We start from the raw sequence: 18,001 nt of genomic DNA on the forward strand, positions 1-18,001 counted from the left end.
ATGCAAAAGTTAGATGGTGTCATTCGGTATGCTCTACAAGGCAGCTTGCCAACGATTATCTTCTTGTGCGCTGTGGTACTTGGATTATTTGCATTGCAAATGACACCACGAGAGGAAGAACCACAAATAGTGGTGCCTATGCTGGATATTCATGTGTCGGTACCAAATACTGCCTCACCAGAAGTGGCACGATTGGTCACCACTCCACTTGAAAAGTTACTGCTGCAAATTCCGGGCGTTGAACACGTCTATTCTACGACCCAAACCGGCGGCACGGTTGTTACTTTAAGATTTCATGTGGGTGAAGACAGAGAGAAAGCCATTCTCAACACCTACACTAAGCTGTATGCCAACCAGCATACTATGCCGGGAATTGTCACTCAGTGGCAGATCCGCCCAATAGAAGTCGATGACGTTCCGATTCTTATGCTTGGACTGACAAGTTCCAAGCCGCAACTATATGATGACTACGCGCTAACGCGTTTTGCACAAGAGCTAGCTATCCAGTTACAGAGCATTGCAGATACCAGCGAGGTTTCAGTTATTACCGGGCGCACGAGAGCACTTAGGGTTGAGTTGAACTTAGCTGCGCTTGCCGCACATCAAACAACACCAATGGATGTTTTAGGTGCTATCCAAAGTAGTAATCTAGTGACACGAGTCGGGCAAGTGACGGCAGGCAGTAACACAATTGCCTTTGAATCAGGTGATGTCCTTCGTAATAAGTCGGCACTTGAAGGGCTCACGGTAAATGTAATTAATGGTCGTGCCATTGTTTTAAAAGAAGTTGCTCGGGTTATTGATGGTCCTAGTGAGCCCGATAGCTATCAGTGGTTAGCAAGCAGCGACAGCCAGGCTGATGCACCATTAGTGACGATTGGCGTGGCGAAGCAAAAGGGAAGTAATGCGGTAACGGTTGCAGAGCAAAGTTTAGCGCTTGTGACCCAGCTACAACAGGAGCTCCTTCCTGCTGAGGTATCGGTAAAAGTATTAAGAAACTATGGCGAGACGGCCAATGACAAAGTCAATAATCTTACCTCTAGCTTGGCCTTTGCGGTATTTACCGTTGTGATATTTGTCGGTGTATTTTTAGGTTGGCGGCCTGCCATCGTTGTTGGTCTTGCAGTGCCAATTTGCTATGGCATTACACTTGGGTTGGACTTTGCGTTTGGTTACACCATTAATCGGGTCACCTTGTTTGCGCTTATTTTGTCGCTGGGATTGTTAGTCGATGACCCAATCACTGGGATTGATAATATTAGCCGCTTTATTCATCGCGGCGCGGCAGCTGACACAGATCATAACATTGTCGCTGCTATGGTCGAGATCAAATCTGCGCTTTTGATGTCAACGTTAACTATCATCATGGCGTTTATTCCATTGGCGTTTATTACTGGCATGATGGGCCCATATATGGCACCCATGGCATTTAACGTCCCCATTAGTGTCATTGCCTCGACGTTAGTGGCTTTTTTAGTGACGCCTTGGCTGTCTAAAAAGTTACTCAAAGCGGATTCAAAAACAAGTGAAGTCGTGCCTCAAGACTCGTACTACAGCAAAATCATGCTGCCAATTTTACAAAACCCCCGCAAAGCCAAATGGTTATTATGGGGTGTGTTAGGGTTATTTGTTGCAAGTGTGAGCCTCCCTATTTTTAGGGCCGTACCACTGAAATTGCTGCCGTTTGATAATAAAAGTGAAATCCAAGTATTGATAGATATGCCCGAGGGAACCAGCCTTGAGCAAACGGCCGCAATGACGAGGCAAGTACAGCAAATCGTTTGGTCAGAAGCTGAAGTGACCGACATCGCCGCTTTTGTCGGCAAGCCTTCCAGTATGGATTTTAATGGTATGGTGCGAGGCTATTATCGTCGTAGTGGTACGCATCTTGCCGAACTTAGGGTGTTACTGGTGGATAAGCGTGAACGCGAACATCAATCTCACGCCATCGTCATGCGACTGCGTGAAAAGCTTCAGCCTTTTAACCAAACTTTGACGCAAGTAAAAGTGGTGGAAGTGCCGCCGGGACCTCCGGTATTAAGTACACTCGTTGCTGAGGTTTATGCAGATCCGTTTGTTGCTCGTGAAACGCAAGAGCAAGCAGCCCAGAGGTTAGCACATCGTTTAAGGCAGGAGCCACATGTGGTTGAGGTTGACACCTCAATGGCTTCGCCAACATGGCTAAAGCGGTTTGTGGTTGATAAACAAAAGGCTGCGTTATCAGGTGTGGCCACAGAGGATATTAATCAATCTTTAGTGGTTGCAAGCAGCGGCATGTCAGCAGGCTTTTTATATACTCAAGGTGAGGTCGCAACGGTGCCCATCGAGTTAGGTGTGAGTTACGCGCAGCGTAATCAATGGCAAAACGTATTGGCGATGCAAGTTCGTGGTCGTCAGGAGTTGGCTAAAACCATTCAAGAATACGGCTTAGAGCAGGCTGCGAGACCCCTTGTGGCGATTGCCGAACTGGGCGAATTAACATCTATTCCTACGGCTCCCGTGATCCTTCGAAAAGACCTAAAAGAGGTGATTTATGTGTTTGCGGAGCTAAATGGCCGCACGCCAGCTGAGGTGATTGCCGATGTGGTTGCAGATGAAAACCAACAGATAACACCGAGCAATTGGGCATCTCGCACCTTTTTACACAGTGGCGGAGGAGTCACTTGGTCAATGTTTGAGGGAACCCATTATACCTTTAAAGGCGAAGGTGAGTGGCGCATTACCATAGATGTGTTTAGAGATATGGGGATCGCATTTGCGTTTGCACTGGTGGCGATATTTATCATCCTGCGGGTACAAACGGCATCTAGTAGCTTATCACTTATCATTATGTCGGCTATTCCCCTCACTATGATAGGGATTATGCCGGGTTTTTGGTTACTCAACCAGTTTGGTGAGCGTGTGGTTGCAGGTGCGCCTGAGCCCGTGTTATTTACAGCGACCGCGATGATAGGGATGATAGCGCTGGCCGGAATAGTGGTGAGAAATTCCCTGATTTTGGTGGAGTTTATTAATCAGTCTCGAGCGGCTGGTATGGCACTGATCGATGCATTGATTGCGGCGGGAAGTATAAGAATGCGACCGGTATTACTTACAGCAGGTACGACGTTATTAGGCAATTTAGTAATTATCTTAGATCCCGTTTTTAGTGGCCTCGCCCTTGCTATTATCTTCGGGATCATTGCTTCAACGTTATTTTCACTGTTGGTCGTGCCTATCGTTTACTATTTAGTATTCAAATCATCATCGACACCTAATCAACCCCTTAATGCCTCATCAGTTCAGGAGTCTTCTCATGTCTCGTAATAAAATCTTTATTCCTGTTCTTGCTATTTTTTGCCTATTCTTGATGGTCGTATGGCTTGCTGGTGGATTCCAAAATAAGCTAGCTCCGGGCAATAAGTCCGAACTTCCCGCCTATCAAGGAACACGTTATACAGTACAAAAGTCGCTGATTGCGATGATTGAACAAGTTCCCGCGAGTGTGGTCGCAAAAGAAAATACGTTAGTGTCCAGTCGGTTGTTGGCGGAGCTTAAAACGCTTAACGTCAGAGCCGGTGATAAAGTCACTGCGGGACAGCTGATAGCAACACTCGATGATGCAGAGCTTAAAGCAGAGCTGCAAAGAGTGGCAGCGCAGCAAGCGGCAAATTCAGCCAAGCTAGAGCAAGCAACTAAGCAGTTAGTACGCAATAAATCTCTTAATGAAAAAGGGCTTATCGCGATTAACCAAGTGGATGAGTGGCAAGCCACAGTGAACGAGTTACAAGCGCAAGATAAGGCATTGCAAGAAGCGTATCGTAGCGCTGAAGTCGCGCTGGGTTACACGCAAATCACAGCCCCTATTTCGGGTAAAGTGGTGGCGCGCTTACAAGAGCCGGGCAGCATGGTTAGCCCCGGTGGCGCCATTATTTCGTTATTCAACCCATTACAATTGCAGATTGAAGCGCCAATTCGCGAGAGCCAAGTTAAGCATATTCAGCTAGGAAGCGAGATTAAGGTACGCATACCTGCGCTAGACATAAGCCAAACCGCGCGAGTGTCGGAAATGGTGCCAATTGCCGACAGCCAAGCGCGCAGCTTTATTATTAAACTGGATATGCCTTTGCTGCAAAAAGTGGTGCCTGGCATGTACGCGCTGGTTGAACTTGTGCTTGGCGAGCAGGCGGTTATCCAAATTCCAACTAATATGATCAGCAAGTATGGTCAATTGGCGATGGTTGAGGTAATAGAAATTGGCCAGCTTCACAAACGCTACCTCAGGTTGGGCGAAGAGACAGGTAATAAAACGATTGTTATTAGTGGCCTAAACGAAGGTGATCAGCTAGCTGTGCAGCGATAGTTAGCTGATCCGAACTTTTAAATAAAGGAAGCGATTTCGGCGAGTGATTTTTTCACTGTTGCGTGCTCTGGAATAGTTGCATCATCACTTGGATAACCCGCAATCAATAACATATAAGGACGTTCGTTATCTTTATCTCTACCGCACAACTCGCTTAAAAAGCTCATAGGTTTAGGTGTATGGGTCAGTGTGGCAAGTCCTGCATTATGCAGAGCTTGGATAAGAAACCCAGTAGCGATCCCAACCGATTCATGGACATAGTAGTTGGTATTTTTGTCTTCCGCGTGGATCCCACCTTTTTTCTGACTAAAAATAGCGATAAGCCAAGGTGCATGTTCTAAGTAGGGTTTTTGTGCATCTGTGCCCAAAGGCTTTAGTGCGTCCAGCCACTCATCTCCCGCACGGCCTTGGTAAAACGAGCGCTCGAGGTCTTCGGCTGCAGCTCGGATCTGTTTTTTCTTTTCTGCGCTGCCAATCGCCACGAAATGCCATGGCTGATGATTTGCACCACTAGGGGCAGTGCCCGCTGCTTTGATACAAGTTTCGATGATTTCTTGCGGTACTGGGCGGTCGCTAAAAGCACGGATACTATGACGTCTCTTACTGTTCTCCAAGAATGCTTCCGCACGACTTAGCATTTCCTCGTGAGGGTATTCAATAAAATCCGTCAATGGGTGGTTGGCGTGATCTTGCATGTTAGTTTTCCTTGGGTGTTGTAAACTAAGAATGCTTCTTAGTGTTTCAGTGTTTACTTTTATTTGCAATTGATATGTTTATGTTAATTGTCACTAACCTAGGGAAATGTTATAAAAAGGACAATAATAAAAATCCGGACAGGAAATAAAAATGCTCGAAATCTCAGGACTTTCAAAAACCTATGACAATGGCGTTCATGCTTTGAGAGGTGTAAACCTGACTATTCCAAAGGGAATGTTTGGTTTACTCGGACCTAATGGCGCTGGTAAATCTTCGTTGATGCGCACGATTGCCACATTACAGTCGGCAGATGCAGGCACTATACAGTTCGATGGTGTAGATGTTTTAAAGGAGCCAAAGGCACTTCGTGCACGTTTAGGCTACCTGCCGCAAGACTTTGGTGTTTACCAACGCGTTAGTGCGTATGATTTATTGGATCATATGGCAATCCTAAAAGGGTTAAATAATAAAAAAGAGCGTAAAGAAGCCGTTGACGGATTGCTCGCACAAACTAACTTATATGATCACCGTAAAAATGCGGTAAGCGGATTTTCCGGAGGTATGCGTCAACGCTTTGGTATTGCACAGGCACTGCTTGGCGACCCTGATTTACTCATTGTGGATGAACCGACGGCGGGACTAGACCCAGAAGAACGTAATCGTTTCCACAATCTACTCGTTGGCTTAGGTGAGAGTAAAGTAGTCATCTTATCAACGCATATTGTAGAGGATGTGTCTGAGCTATGTCCGAATATGGCTGTATTGGCGAGCGGACAAATTTTACTTGAAGGTAATCCTATTGCACTCACGGAGCAGCTACAGGGAAAAATCTGGCGTAAGTCGGTCACACTTGCAGAAGCGAAAGAAGTAGAGCAAAACTTACCGGTTATTTCTAAGCGCTTATTCGCGGGCCAGACCTTACTTAATGTATTTGCTGATCAAGCACCTGAAGGCTTTGAAGCGGTACCAGCCGATTTAGAGGACGTCTATTTTTCTACTCTGCATACTCATCGAAATAATCAAGCAGCGTAAGGAGTAGGCAGATGCTATTTAAAATGATGCGTTTTGAGCTACGGTATTTTGTCCGTCAGCCTTCCTTTTATGTGACTTCTCTGATTCTATTTTTACTCACCTTTTTTGCGTCAGTTTCGGACTCAGTACAGATTGGTGGTGGCAGTAACGTCAATGTAAACTCGCCCTATGCCATCTTGCAAACCGTTGCCATCATGACCATTTTTTCCATCTTTTTGGTGGTTAACTTTGTTGGTAGTGCGGTAATAAGAGACGATCAAAGTAAGTTCAGTGAGCTTATTTTGAGTAAGCCTTTGCACTTAGCTCAGTACCGATTGGGTCGTTTTCTCGGCGCTTATCTTGTTACTTTACTAGTATTTTCAATGTGTTTAGTGGGGATCTGGGTAGGCTCAGGCATTGGTGGTTTAGTCGGTTGGCTAGATACCGAACTGATTGGGCCTAATAAACTCAACTATTACTTAACGCCACTATTTGTCATCGCGGCCCCTTCACTGTTCTTTATGGCGAGCCTATTTGCGCTGGTGGCGCAAAAATTTAGAACCATGATAGCAATGTACTTAGTTGCTGTGGGTTTGTTTGTGACTTATCTTGTGGCAAATAGTATTTTTTCAGATATTGAATACCGTACTATTGCTGCGTATTTAGACATGTTTGGCCTATCAGCTATTTCGGCGCAATCAGAATATTGGACCATTGCAGATCGCAATACGTCAGTCATAAGCCTAGTTGATGAACTGCTCTATAACCGCTTAATTTGGATGTCAGTTGCACTGCTCAGTTTAGGTGTTTTAGCCTTAAATACTTCTCATTATTTACCGCAAAAACAAAAAACCAAGAGTAAAGCCAAAGAAGATGGTAACCAAGCGTCGGCATTGCTGAATCGTTTTGATTTTAAAGCGAGCGTAGGTAGTAGTTGGGTGCACTTTTGCACCAGAACCACTTTTGAAGTAAAGCAAGTGCTTAAAAGCTACCCATTCTTAGTGTTATTAATTTTGGCGGTGGCAACCTTAATACCTGCACTGGTTGGCTCATTTAATTGGTATGGCACAGAAGTATGGCCAGTGACCTTTAGAATGGTGGAGCTTATCCATGGGAGCTTCTGGCAATTATTGGTCATTGTATTGGTGTATTACAGCGCTGAGCTGGTATGGCATGACCGTGATTCGCGAATGGGAGACATTGTTGACTCTTATCCTGTTGCAAACTGGGTATTTTGGGGCTCTAAATACATAGCCTTAGTTGCGGTGATGACGCTGCTATGTGTATTTGGTAGCTTGATCACCATTAGCTATCAACTATTGTCGGGTGTGACACAGATAGATCTTGCCCAGTATATTGTGCGCTTGGGATATTTATATGTGTTAGGTTTTGCCTTCCAAACCACCTTAGCATTTTTGATACAGGTGATGAGTCCAAGCAAGTATATGGGTATGGGAATATATGTCGTTTATTTCATTATTTCGATAGTCCTGACCAACTTTGGTTTTGAGCACAATATGTACCACTTAGGCGAAACTTCCCCAGTGCCGTACTCAGATATTAATGGTTATGGTCATTTCCTCAGTGCAGCACATTGGTACAATTTGTACTGGTTTGGTTTTAGCATGATATTAGCGACACTAAGCTATGCACTTTGGCCTCGTGGTGCAGGACAAACGCTGAAAGCACGCATTTCACTGATGGGCTATCAGTTAGGTAACGCTGGTAAAGCATTATTGGCTTGTGGTGCTTTAATATTCGTGGGCAGTGGCAGCTACATCTACTACAACACGCAAATGGTCAATGAGTTTATCACGCAGGATGAAGCTGAAGATATCGCAGAGCTATATGAGCAACAATTTGCCCAGTATCGTGATGACCCTGTACCTGTCACGTTAGACGTACAGCTCAATGCTGAGATATTTCCAAAGACACGTCGTATTGAAGCGCAGGTAAAGCTGTTGGTTGAAAACCGCTCAGATAAAGAGATTGCTCGCTTCTTGGTCAATAAACCTGATCATACATTAGAGTGGCAAGTTGAAATGGCTGGCGCTACGCTTGCTGAAGAGGATAAAACCTTTAAGCATGCTTGGCTTGAGCTTTCACAACCAATGACACCGGGTGAGCAGCGTGTAATTACGATGTCAGTCGTACGCCAAACGCTTGGCTTTGTAGATAGAGGCTATGATGAAACTTTGGTGAACAATGGTACCTTCATTGATAACGCGACCTTGTTCCCGACATTTGGTTATAACATCTATAAGCAAATTCAAGACAAAAGTGAGCGTCGTCAGCGCAGCCTTGAACCACTAAAACGTGGCAATAAGATTGAAGAAACACACTATCATCATGAGCCATTATTTGCTGAAAATTTCGTCACATTCGCCGCAACGGTGACGACGGATGAATCGCAAGTTGCGATGGTGCCGGGTTATTTGCAATCAAAATTCAGCAAAGACGGCCGCACGACCTATGTCTATGAAATGGATGCTCCAATGCTGCACTTCTATAACATCTTGTCGATGGATCTTGAGGTGAAACGAGAAGAGTACAAAGGCATTGCGCTCGAGGTTTACTACCATAAAGATCATGCTTGGAATGTAGACACTATGTTGCAGTCGACTAAAGACTCTATTGATTATTTCACTCGAGAGTTTGGGCCTTACCAACATAAGCAAATGCGTATTATTGAGTTTCCTCGTTACCGAGACTTTGCGCAAAGTTTTGCCAATACAGTGCCTTACTCGGAGAATATTGGATTTTTAACGGACACCCGTAATCCTGACAATATCAATGTACCTTACTATGTGACGTCACATGAGCTGGCACACCAGTGGTGGGCGCATCAGGTGATTGGTGCTAATGTGGAGGGGTCAAATATCCTGTCGGAAATGTTGTCGCAATATTCTGCCATTATGGTGATGAAAGAAAAGTACGGCGAGCATAATCTCCGTAAATTCTTGAAGTATGAACTAGACACCTATTTAAGTGGGCGAGGTTCTGATCCGTATGAAGAGCGGGCGCTATCCAGAACAGTCGGTCAGCAGTACATTCACTACAATAAAGGTTCTGTTGTGATGTTAGCGCTGCACGATTTACTTGGAGAAACGCGACTCAATAGCGCATTAAGAAGCTTCTTAAATGACTATCGTTTTAGAACAGATATCTACCCAACGACACTCGACTTTTTGACTTACTTAAAAGCGGGGGCTTCAGAGCAAGAACAAGTATTTATCGAAGATCAGTTCAATGCGATTACGTTGTATGAGCTTAAGCTTGCGGGTGTTGAAGTGCAAGAAGCGACGCAAGCGGGAGAGCTACATACGGTGACCTTAACGGTTGAGGCGGCGAAAAAGCATGCAGATGGTGAAGGTAACGAAGAAGAAATCCCGCTTAATCAAGAGATTGATATAGCCTTATTCTCTGCCGATCCTAACAACATTCAAAGTGACGAAACGCTGTTATATCTACAAAAGCACGTCATCACATCGGGTGAAAATAAGATTGAGTTGAAAGTAACAGAGTTACCGAAATTTGCGGGAGTTGATCCGTTTGTAAAACTGATTGATAAGAAAACCGCCGATAACATCAAGTCACTCTAATGGATATATAGGTAGGAGAGGGCTTTTCGAAAGCCCTCATTCGTTTTTAAAGGAAAGTTATGCCAGATTTATTGCAAGTAACAGGGGTGTCGAAGCAATATGTTTCGGTAAAAGCAGTAGACAATCTAAGTTTTAGCGTTAAACAAGGTGAGATCTTTGCATTACTGGGCCCCAATGGTGCGGGTAAATCATCTCTCGTGAGAATGTTGGTTGGATTTACCTATCCAGATAGCGGCACAATCGCTGTGAATATTGATGGGCAAGCATATCAATCAATCCCTCATCAAAGTTTAGGTTATCTCCCAGAAGATAGAGGGCTTTACGCTGAAAAAACCGTGCAGCAGAATTTGCTCTATTTTGCCAAGCTACGCGGTGTTGAGAAAAACGCAGCGCTAGCACAGATTGAGTCTTGGCTAACACAGTTTGACTTAAGTGATAGAGCGCATGAGCGGTTGAAATCGTTGTCAAAAGGCAATCAGCAAAAAGTACAGTTAATATCGGCAGTATTGCACAAACCCAAGGTTGTATTGCTTGATGAGCCTTTCTCTGGTCTTGATCCCATCAACCAAGAAAAGGTGGTGGTGTTTTTAGAAGCGTTAAAAGCACAAGGCATGACGGTTATTTTAAGCGCACATCAGATGGCGATGGTAGAAAAGCTTGCCGATCGAATGCTGTTAATGAATCACGGGCAAGCTGTGCTTTATGGCACGTTAGCCGAAATAAAACAGGACGTTGGTGTTGGCATCGATATCACAGTGAGTTTCAGTGAGGCAACGAACTACGCAGCGCTCAATTTAGGTAACTACAAGGTTGCGTGTACTCAATTAAGTCAGAATAAAATTAAGTTTGAGTTGAGTGACTCCTCAGAGCTTAATTTGCTGCTCGCCGATTTGTCTAAATCAACGACTTTGCAAGGAATAGAAACCAAAACGATGGACTTGCATCAACTCTATCTTAAAGCAATCGAGTCTCATCAAGGCAAAGTGCAATCTCAGGAGAATGCCCATGTCTCATAAGCTGCAACAGATACTGCAAGTGACCAAATGGGAGTTTATGTACTTTTTTAAACTCAAGCAGGAGTTGATCGGTAAAGCAATTATGCTGGCGATAGGTTTGCTTATCTATTTTTGGCAAAGCACTTCGTTTTTTGAACCTGAGCAATATGTTATCGCAACACCATCCGCCATGAACTTAACTCAGCTACCTGAGCCTTTGCTTCTAAAGCGAGTTGATGCTTCAAAAGCTGAACTTCTGACTCAGTTAGAACAAGAGGAAATTGACGGTATTTTGATACTTCAAGCCCAAACGGGTGAGGCGTTACAGTTTGAACTGATTACCACAGGTAAAATGTCTTGGCAGAATGAAGTTGAGGTAGCGCTTAAGCAGTTTTACAGCAACGAACTCGCACAGAGTTTTAATTTATCTGCCGCTCAGCTCGCCTTGTTACAGCAACCTGTGAGCGTTACCAATCAATATACCAAGGATGCGGTTAAGGAGGCACACAACCAGTCTTCGATGACAGCATTTGGCGTGATGCTATTGATGCTCATCGGTATTTTTACGTCATTTGGACAGATCTTCGTGTCTATCACCGGAGAAAAGCAGCAGCGTGTTACCGAGCAATTATATTCTTGTATGAGTGCGCAAACTTGGATTGACGGCAAAATATTTGGCCAAATGCTTCATTGTCTAAAGGCGATGTTAAGTACGTTATTTTCATTTTTGTTGGCGATGGCTTTTATACAAGTCGTTGTAAAAAACGAAGCCTTGGACTTTACGATGATAGACTTTGCAATGTTGCCTTGGTTTACCCTGTTTGCGATAGTAGGTCTTTATATGGCAACAGCCTTTATGGCAGCAATAGCCGCAGCTATTGACGATCCTAACCATAGTGGCAAGACAGGATTTATGATGATCCCTATATTGCCAATTGTTATCGCGTTTATGATTGTTGATAGTCCTAGCAGCCTTGCCGTGGATATTTTGAGTCTTTTCCCGCTTACCGCATTTGTAGTGATGCCAGTAAAAATGGCGTTAATTGAAGTACCCATTTGGCAAGTGTTATGTGCGTTGGTCAGCGCATTACTTGGTTGCTACCTTATTCGTGTTGCTGCGGGACGATTGTTTAAAGCGGGTATGGTGATGTATGGCAAGGAACCCTCAATTAAGGATATGGTGCGCTGGGTCTGTAAACCGGAATAATACCGTTTATATGATAACTTGCTAGCTCAAGGCTTTGGTTATGGTACGCTCCATAACCGGAGCTTGTGGCCATACAGAGAGGGTGAAATGTATCAACACATTGATAGTGAAAACAATAAAATAAGTCTACCAGCGGGAAAAATCGTTTGTGTTGGTAGAAACTACGTAGCGCACGCGAAAGAGCTAGATAACCCTATTCCAAGCAGTCCACTGTTGTTTATCAAACCAGCAACGAGCTTAGTACCATTTAATAATGAAATGAAGTTGGACGCCGCACTTGGCGAACATCATTATGAGGCAGAGCTTGCACTATTGGTAGGCACCAAAATCGATGCAAAAACCCCAGCGCCTCTCAAGCATATCGCCGGAATTGGGCTGGCACTCGATTTGACATTACGAGACTTACAAAGTGAGCTAAAAGCACAAGGGCACCCGTGGGAGCGGGCAAAGGCCTATGATAATAGTTGCCCAGCGACGCCTTTTGTACCATGTGATGAAAACACCTTTGCTGAGTGTATTGAATATCGTTTTTGGCAAAATGGAGAGCTTAAACAACATGGCGACTCTAGCTTAATGATTTTTCCAATCGCTGAGTTGCTAAAGGACATTGCTCGTTACTTTACGCTTCAGCCAGGAGATATTGTCTTAACAGGAACGCCAAAAGGGGTAGGGAGCCTAGCGCATGGCGATGAACTTACGCTGCAGCTGAAAAGCCATACTCCTTGGCATGGCAAAGTTGCGATAGATTAGCTTCTCGCTTTTATGTACATCGCTGCGTAGTCTGTTACGACTGCGCAGCAACGAGCTGAGCTTCCGGTTGATTGATTGTGCTCGAGCAACACAGCATGATAGCAACGAGTGAAATTACGCCTAATATTATCCAGCTGATAGTCAGGCTGACGTAGCCCAACAGTAAAGCGGTTAATGCAGAGCCGAGCAAGCCACCAAAGCGAGTGGTCAGTGACATTATTGACTCCACAGTGGCTCGCACGTTATCGCTACTCAGTTGATGTTGTAGTTGCAGTTGTGCCGGTTGTGCTAGTCCCATACAAAGATAAAAGCACAGCAGAGCTACAATCAGTAATGGTAGTGACGTAACCCAAGCAAGTAACAGCACAAAGGCAAATTTGGCGAAATGAGCGAACGCCATGACATACCCTAAGCGTTGACCAAATAAAGAGCAGATCGGAGCACTGATAGCTGCAGCGACGCCATTTAATACAAACCCAGCCGCCATCATTGCTGGGAATATCCACGCAATAGAGTCAACTGGTGCACTACTGTAGCGTTCTGTTAGGGCTGGCCAAAACTTCTCTATGCTACTGGCAACAGGAATTGCAAAAACAATCACCAACAGCAGTCTTTGCATACCACTTTGCTTACAAGTTGCCAGCATAGCCTTAGCTTGGCTAATCAGTCCTTTCTCAAGCACCTCTTGCTGAGGTCTCGTTGACTCTTTCACCACGACAAAAGTACATGCAAATACCACACACAATACCGCTATCGAAACCACGATTAAGGCTTGATACAAGTGGTTGAGCTGTTGTGTTGGGCTAGTCGCAAACGCCAAAAAGAGGGCGGCAAATAAAGCGGCACTGGCGCCGATAAGATAGCCAATACCATACACTTTACCGAACCCTTTATTCAGTGGTTCGTCTCCTTCAAGCTTTTGATAAGTTTCAACAAACCATGCGTTGAGCGTGCCAGTTAACGATGCCTGACTTAATCCCCAACATGCCATGGCTAAGCAGACGTGCCAAAAGTCTTCACTCAACAATAAAAGTAAGTTGCATACAGCGGCAAACACCAAAGAAGCTAAAAATACTTTGCGGCGACCAATGGCATCTGCCGCAATACCACTTGGTACTTCAAACACCACGATAGTGATAGCCATGACCACCATAGCCAAGGCCACATCTTGCAATGCTAGGCCTAAGTTCAGCATGTAAGGTGTAAAAATAGGGAGCACCAGCATACTGGCAAACATAGTTAACCCAAGGTGGATGCCGTATCGTGTAGCAAATTGTGAACGAGTCATGCGCGTTGCTCCACAGTGGTTGCGGCACTATTCGTTTGCTGCATTAACGCATTAATATGTGACGCGATGATGGATAAGTCTTTAGTGTCGGTCATGATTTCATCGTGTGCACTTTCAAGCGTAATATAGTCTGCATTGGCAAGTAAATTCTCAAAACCATTTCTGTCACTTGCAAACGTCCGCTTATACAGCGCAGGTATGTCTTCCACTTGATGGATCAATCTCAGTGCTGGAAGTGGAATGGCCTCATCACTGACATGATCGGCGATAAAGAAGCTCACAGGGAAGGTAAACGCCGTCGCGGTTTGAAAGTATTGAGTAAAGTCTAAAAATGCTCGGGCGATAAGTTTAGCGTCATCGTCTTGCGAACGGATATACTCTTCTTCGGCGGCCTGACGCGCTGTTGAAGTAAGCCTTGGTAAGACGGGGTCAATCAAAAAGCAGTGGACAATTTCTCTACCCATTTCGGCCAAGTAACGCGCCACTTCCAGTGACAATGCCGCACCTTCACAAAAGCCGCCCAAGTAAAGTGGGCCAGTTGGCGATACCTCTGTAATACGCTGAGCATAATAGCGCACCATAGTATGCAAGCTGATGTGTTTGCCTGTGAACAGTTTAATATTTTCTAATGCGTGAATGCGCAGGTCGGGCGCAAGTTTTTCACACAGAGGTGCAAAGCTATCAGCGGTTGCTGCTGCGGGCATGAGGTGAAGCAGAAACTCACTCTGTGGTGCATTGAAAAAACGTGAAGGAGCGAAATGCTCATGGGCAAGCGCAGCGTCAATTGCTTGATCTTCACTCATGGTGGCAAAATCAAGTCGGGTCTGATTATCAATAAATCTTGCCAGTTGCTGCACTGATAGGTGTTCAAGGATAAGTTGTGGAGTTAGCTGCCAATTACGCTTGCTTGCAGCACCACAAAAGCTTAATAAACTAATGGAGTCGGCACCTTGCTCAGTCACTGCCGTCGCACAACAAAGTGGACTCTGGCCTAAAACATCCAGCCAAATGGCTTGCACTTCCTTCTCTGTGTTGGTTTGTGGCACAACGAGTTGATGCTGCTTTAGCTCAGGTTCTGGCAGCTTAGTTTTGTCGAGTTTGCCGTTGAGCGTTAACGGTAACGCCGAAAGTACAGTGAAGCTATGTGGCATCATATAACTAGGAAGTAACTTGGTAAGCTGAGTTTTACAGTGGCTGAGTACCGCAGCTTGATTGGCCGCGGGTTTGATGACCAAATAAGCATGTAGCAAGGTTTGAGTCTGCTGCTTTTTAGCAATAACCGCACAGCTATCTACATCCGCCAGCTGATTAAGGTGATGCTCAATCTCTGCCAACTCAATTCTAAAGCCTCGCACTTTGACTTGTTGATCGCCACGGTTGATATAACACAGTTGCTGTTGTGCATTCCAATACACTAAGTCGCCCGTGCGATAGTACTTTTGCATAGAGCCAAACAGATTTAGGGATACAAACTTTTCGCTGTTGAGTGTTGGGTTGTTGAGGTAACGTGCAGCCACGCCATGTCCACAAACCACTAACTCGCCGGGACAGCCAAGTGGCAGTAATTCGTTATTGCGACCGACTACAGCCACTGCTCGCCCTGGGATTGGCTTGCCGATTGCTATCTCAGACTGCTGTTTAGACATCGTTTGCACTGTGGTAAACGTGGTGCACTCAGTCGGACCATAACCATTGATAAAGTGTTTTGGACAAGATGTGGACGCCAGCAATTTATTTACCATCGACTCTGTTAATGCTTCACCACCAACGAGTAAATGAGTCAGAGAAGCGAAAATATGCTCGTCTTGCAGCAACAAAGTGTCGAACAGTGAACGGGTTAGAAACATCGAAGTGATATTCAGCGTCTGCAATGTTGCTCTGAGCTGCGCTGCAGAATTAAGGCTGTCCTGATAGCCTAAGTGCACCTCGGCACCGTTGAGTAATGCACTCCATATCTCAAATAGAGTGGCATCAAAAGCTGGGTTTGCGAGTTGAATAAAGCTATCTTGGGGCTGATGCTGGTAACTATGATTATCGAGTGCCAAAGAGCTAATTGCGGCGTGAGAGAGCAATGTGCCTTTAGGGTTTCCTGTCGTACCTGAGGTATAGATAATCGTCGCGACTTCACTAGGTGCGATGTACATAGGCTCAAAATTCGCCGTGATATCAGTATCTTCCAGACTTGTATCATAGAAAACTTCAGCGATATTGTTGTGGTTGAGTGTTGCCAATGATTGGCTATGTTCACGCAAGGTGACTATTACGTCGGCATGACTATCACTCAGTTGATAATGATGACGCGCTACGGGGTCTTTGAGCGATAGTGTTGTGTATGCAGCGCCGATTTTTAGTACCGCCAACATGGCAATCACAAACTCAATGTCGTTTCGCATGTAAAGAGCGACGACTTTGGGTTCAGGGCAGACTGCCAAGATTGCATTGGCAAGTTGCTTGGCTTGGTTATCAAGCTCTTGGTAGCTCAAGGTTTGATGGCGATTACTGATAGCAGCTTTATCTGGATAGCGCGCTACTATTTCAGCAAACTGGTCGGTGATACTTGCCACGCTCGGATAGGCGTGTTGCATTCCACTTAATTGATATTGTTTTTGCTGCGCCGTGTTACTCAATAAAGGTAGGCTATAGAGAGGCTGTTGGGCGTTTTCAGCTGTTAGATATGCCTGTAAAACCGTTTGATATAACTCGAGGATCTGCTGCGCGTATGAGCTGGAAAAAAGTGCCGTGGCATAAGTTAACCCCAACTCAGTGGTTTTCCCTGCACTCAAGTGTAACGTTAAATCAAACTTCGCTTGGCACTGCTGGCTAAGATCAAGGTCAATGCTTTGCCATAAGGTATGATGTTGCTCAGGGGCAAACTGACTACTGCTAAACAACGTTTGAAATATCGGGTGCATGCTAGTGTCGAGCGGTACGTCTAAGCTATTCTTAATGGCCTCAAACGGCAAGGCCTGATGTTGTTTGGCTTGATTAACGACTTGATTAACTTGAGTGAACCAGCGCTCAAGTAACATCGTCATGTCGATATCCGCTTTAATCGGCAATGAGTTAACAAAATATCCAAGTATGTTTTGTTGCAGTGCCGTTGGACGGTTCTCGCTTGGAATACCAACAACAAATTGACGTTGATGACTGAGTAGCGCAAGGGTGTGATACCAAGCCGCAAGCCCAAGTGTATTAATACTAATGCGGTGCGTTTTCGCTGTTTGTTGTAACTTTAGGGTCGTACTTTCATCTAGCACAATGCTCTGTATCGCGCCGCGATGATCAAAGGTGGCTGGGCGCGACTGAGTTTGCGCAAGTTTTAATGGTTCGTAATCAGCCAATTGAGTTTGCCAATAACGTTGACTTGTTGCTTGTCGTTCACGTTGGCCGGGTGTTGCCATGTAATAAGCATAATCACTAAATTGTAGACTCAGAGGTCGATTTTCCCCCTCATAGAGTGATGTCAATTCTTGTAAAAACAGTCCCAAAGACCATCCGTCAAAGGCGATATGATGCCAGACAAAAAACACATGTTGCTGCTCCTTTGAGGTGATGACATAGGCACGAAATGGTCGAGAATGCTGTAAGCTAAACGGCTCGTTAAAGAAATGCTCGCACTGCTCATGCAAGTTTAGATTACCAAGCTCATGATGCGTCACGATAAACGCCTCATTGGCAGGCTGCTGTATCGTCTTTCCTTGGTGATCATAGGCCACAACCATATCTAGCGCACTGTGGCGGATCACCAGTTGTTCTATTGCTGCTGTGAGTTTTTCAATATCGCAGTGCTTGGCGATTTTGAGTAGGCATGGAATATGATAAGTACTTGCCGCGTTGCTCACTTCTTGCGTAAATAGTAGTTGTTGCTGCCCAAGCGTAAGCGGAGCGCATCGCGTTTCCAATGGCAAGATAGACAGTTCATCAAAACGAGCTTTGCTATCTATGCCTTGCCTTGTGAGGTAGCGTAACAACTGTGGCTTATTCTGTTTTAGCTGCTCAACGATGGCTTGGCCTTGTAAATTCACGTTGCTAGCAATTTTTAATTTATCCTCTTGCTGCCAAACGCTTATCCCACTTTGTTTTAGTCCATAAATAAATGATTCGATCATG

Annotated in this window: 10 protein-coding genes; 7 read left to right on the top strand and 3 right to left on the bottom strand. The window is 45.0% G+C overall.

The genetic code is table 11. The features are described from left to right. The gene (locus ABMY45_RS20420) at window positions 1-3,306 is read left to right on the top strand and encodes an efflux RND transporter permease subunit (protein ID WP_227386769.1); all 3,306 of its coding nucleotides are present in this window, start codon (window positions 1-3) and stop codon (window positions 3,304-3,306) included. Then, the gene (locus ABMY45_RS20425; protein ID WP_227386770.1) at window positions 3,296-4,342 is read left to right on the top strand and encodes an efflux RND transporter periplasmic adaptor subunit; all 1,047 of its coding nucleotides are present in this window, start codon (window positions 3,296-3,298) and stop codon (window positions 4,340-4,342) included. The genes ABMY45_RS20420 and ABMY45_RS20425 overlap by 11 nt, the downstream gene beginning before the upstream one ends. Before the next feature lie 17 nt (window positions 4,343-4,359). Here ABMY45_RS20425 and ABMY45_RS20430 read toward each other — a convergent pair whose 3' ends face one another. Then, a complete protein-coding gene (locus tag ABMY45_RS20430; RefSeq protein ID WP_010606824.1) occupies window positions 4,360-5,037 on the bottom strand; it encodes a nitroreductase family protein in 678 nt (225 codons plus the stop codon). Window positions 5,038-5,188: 151 nt separating this feature from the next. On the opposite strand from ABMY45_RS20430, the gene ABMY45_RS20435 reads away from it, so the two are divergent. The 5 genes from ABMY45_RS20435 (at window position 5,189) to ABMY45_RS20455 (ending at window position 12,603) form a co-directional block, all read left to right on the top strand. Beyond that, entirely contained in the window at window positions 5,189-6,070 is an 882-nt protein-coding gene (locus ABMY45_RS20435; protein ID WP_010606823.1) for an ABC transporter ATP-binding protein, read from the top strand. An 11-nt stretch (window positions 6,071-6,081) separates the two neighbouring features. Next, complete coding sequence (locus ABMY45_RS20440; RefSeq protein WP_206471196.1) at window positions 6,082-9,651, top strand: M1 family aminopeptidase; 3,570 nt, start codon at window positions 6,082-6,084, stop codon at window positions 9,649-9,651. A gap of 59 nt (window positions 9,652-9,710) precedes the next feature. Then, window positions 9,711-10,667 (top strand): ATP-binding cassette domain-containing protein, encoded by a 957-nt coding sequence (locus ABMY45_RS20445; protein ID WP_349289434.1) that lies wholly within the window; start codon window positions 9,711-9,713, stop codon window positions 10,665-10,667. After that, window positions 10,657-11,853, top strand: coding sequence for an ABC transporter permease (locus tag ABMY45_RS20450; RefSeq protein WP_349289435.1), 1,197 nt, complete (start codon window positions 10,657-10,659; stop codon window positions 11,851-11,853). The genes ABMY45_RS20445 and ABMY45_RS20450 overlap by 11 nt, the downstream gene beginning before the upstream one ends. Before the next feature lie 87 nt (window positions 11,854-11,940). Continuing rightward, a complete protein-coding gene (locus ABMY45_RS20455; RefSeq protein WP_174170278.1) occupies window positions 11,941-12,603 on the top strand; it encodes a fumarylacetoacetate hydrolase family protein in 663 nt (220 codons plus the stop codon). A gap of 34 nt (window positions 12,604-12,637) precedes the next feature. Here ABMY45_RS20455 and ABMY45_RS20460 read toward each other — a convergent pair whose 3' ends face one another. Together ABMY45_RS20460 and ABMY45_RS20465 are read right to left on the bottom strand one after the other, a co-directional pair. Next, window positions 12,638-13,891 (bottom strand): MFS transporter, encoded by a 1,254-nt coding sequence (locus tag ABMY45_RS20460; protein WP_349289436.1) that lies wholly within the window; start codon window positions 13,889-13,891, stop codon window positions 12,638-12,640. Continuing rightward, window positions 13,888-18,000, bottom strand: a complete 4,113-nt coding sequence (locus ABMY45_RS20465; protein ID WP_349289437.1) for an amino acid adenylation domain-containing protein — start codon at window positions 17,998-18,000, stop codon at window positions 13,888-13,890. The genes ABMY45_RS20460 and ABMY45_RS20465 overlap by 4 nt, the downstream gene beginning before the upstream one ends. Window position 18,001: the final 1 nt, after the last annotated feature.

Source organism: Pseudoalteromonas sp. XMcav11-Q, assembly GCF_040104525.1.
Lineage (GTDB): Bacteria > Pseudomonadota > Gammaproteobacteria > Enterobacterales > Alteromonadaceae > Pseudoalteromonas.

Excerpts from the sequence above, each read along its gene's own strand:
- ABMY45_RS20420 (WP_227386769.1), top strand. The coding sequence starts at position 1 with ATGCAAAAGTTAGATGGTGTCATTCGGTATGCTCTACAAGGCAGCTTG.
- ABMY45_RS20425 (WP_227386770.1), top strand. The coding sequence starts at position 3,296 with ATGTCTCGTAATAAAATCTTTATTCCTGTTCTTGCTATTTTTTGCCTA.
- ABMY45_RS20430 (WP_010606824.1), bottom strand. The coding sequence starts at position 5,037 with ATGCAAGATCACGCCAACCACCCATTGACGGATTTTATTGAATACCCT.
- ABMY45_RS20435 (WP_010606823.1), top strand. The coding sequence starts at position 5,189 with ATGCTCGAAATCTCAGGACTTTCAAAAACCTATGACAATGGCGTTCAT.
- ABMY45_RS20440 (WP_206471196.1), top strand. The coding sequence starts at position 6,082 with ATGCTATTTAAAATGATGCGTTTTGAGCTACGGTATTTTGTCCGTCAG.
- ABMY45_RS20445 (WP_349289434.1), top strand. The coding sequence starts at position 9,711 with ATGCCAGATTTATTGCAAGTAACAGGGGTGTCGAAGCAATATGTTTCG.
- ABMY45_RS20450 (WP_349289435.1), top strand. The coding sequence starts at position 10,657 with ATGTCTCATAAGCTGCAACAGATACTGCAAGTGACCAAATGGGAGTTT.
- ABMY45_RS20455 (WP_174170278.1), top strand. The coding sequence starts at position 11,941 with ATGTATCAACACATTGATAGTGAAAACAATAAAATAAGTCTACCAGCG.
- ABMY45_RS20460 (WP_349289436.1), bottom strand. The coding sequence starts at position 13,891 with ATGACTCGTTCACAATTTGCTACACGATACGGCATCCACCTTGGGTTA.
- ABMY45_RS20465 (WP_349289437.1), bottom strand. The coding sequence starts at position 18,000 with ATGATCGAATCATTTATTTATGGACTAAAACAAAGTGGGATAAGCGTT.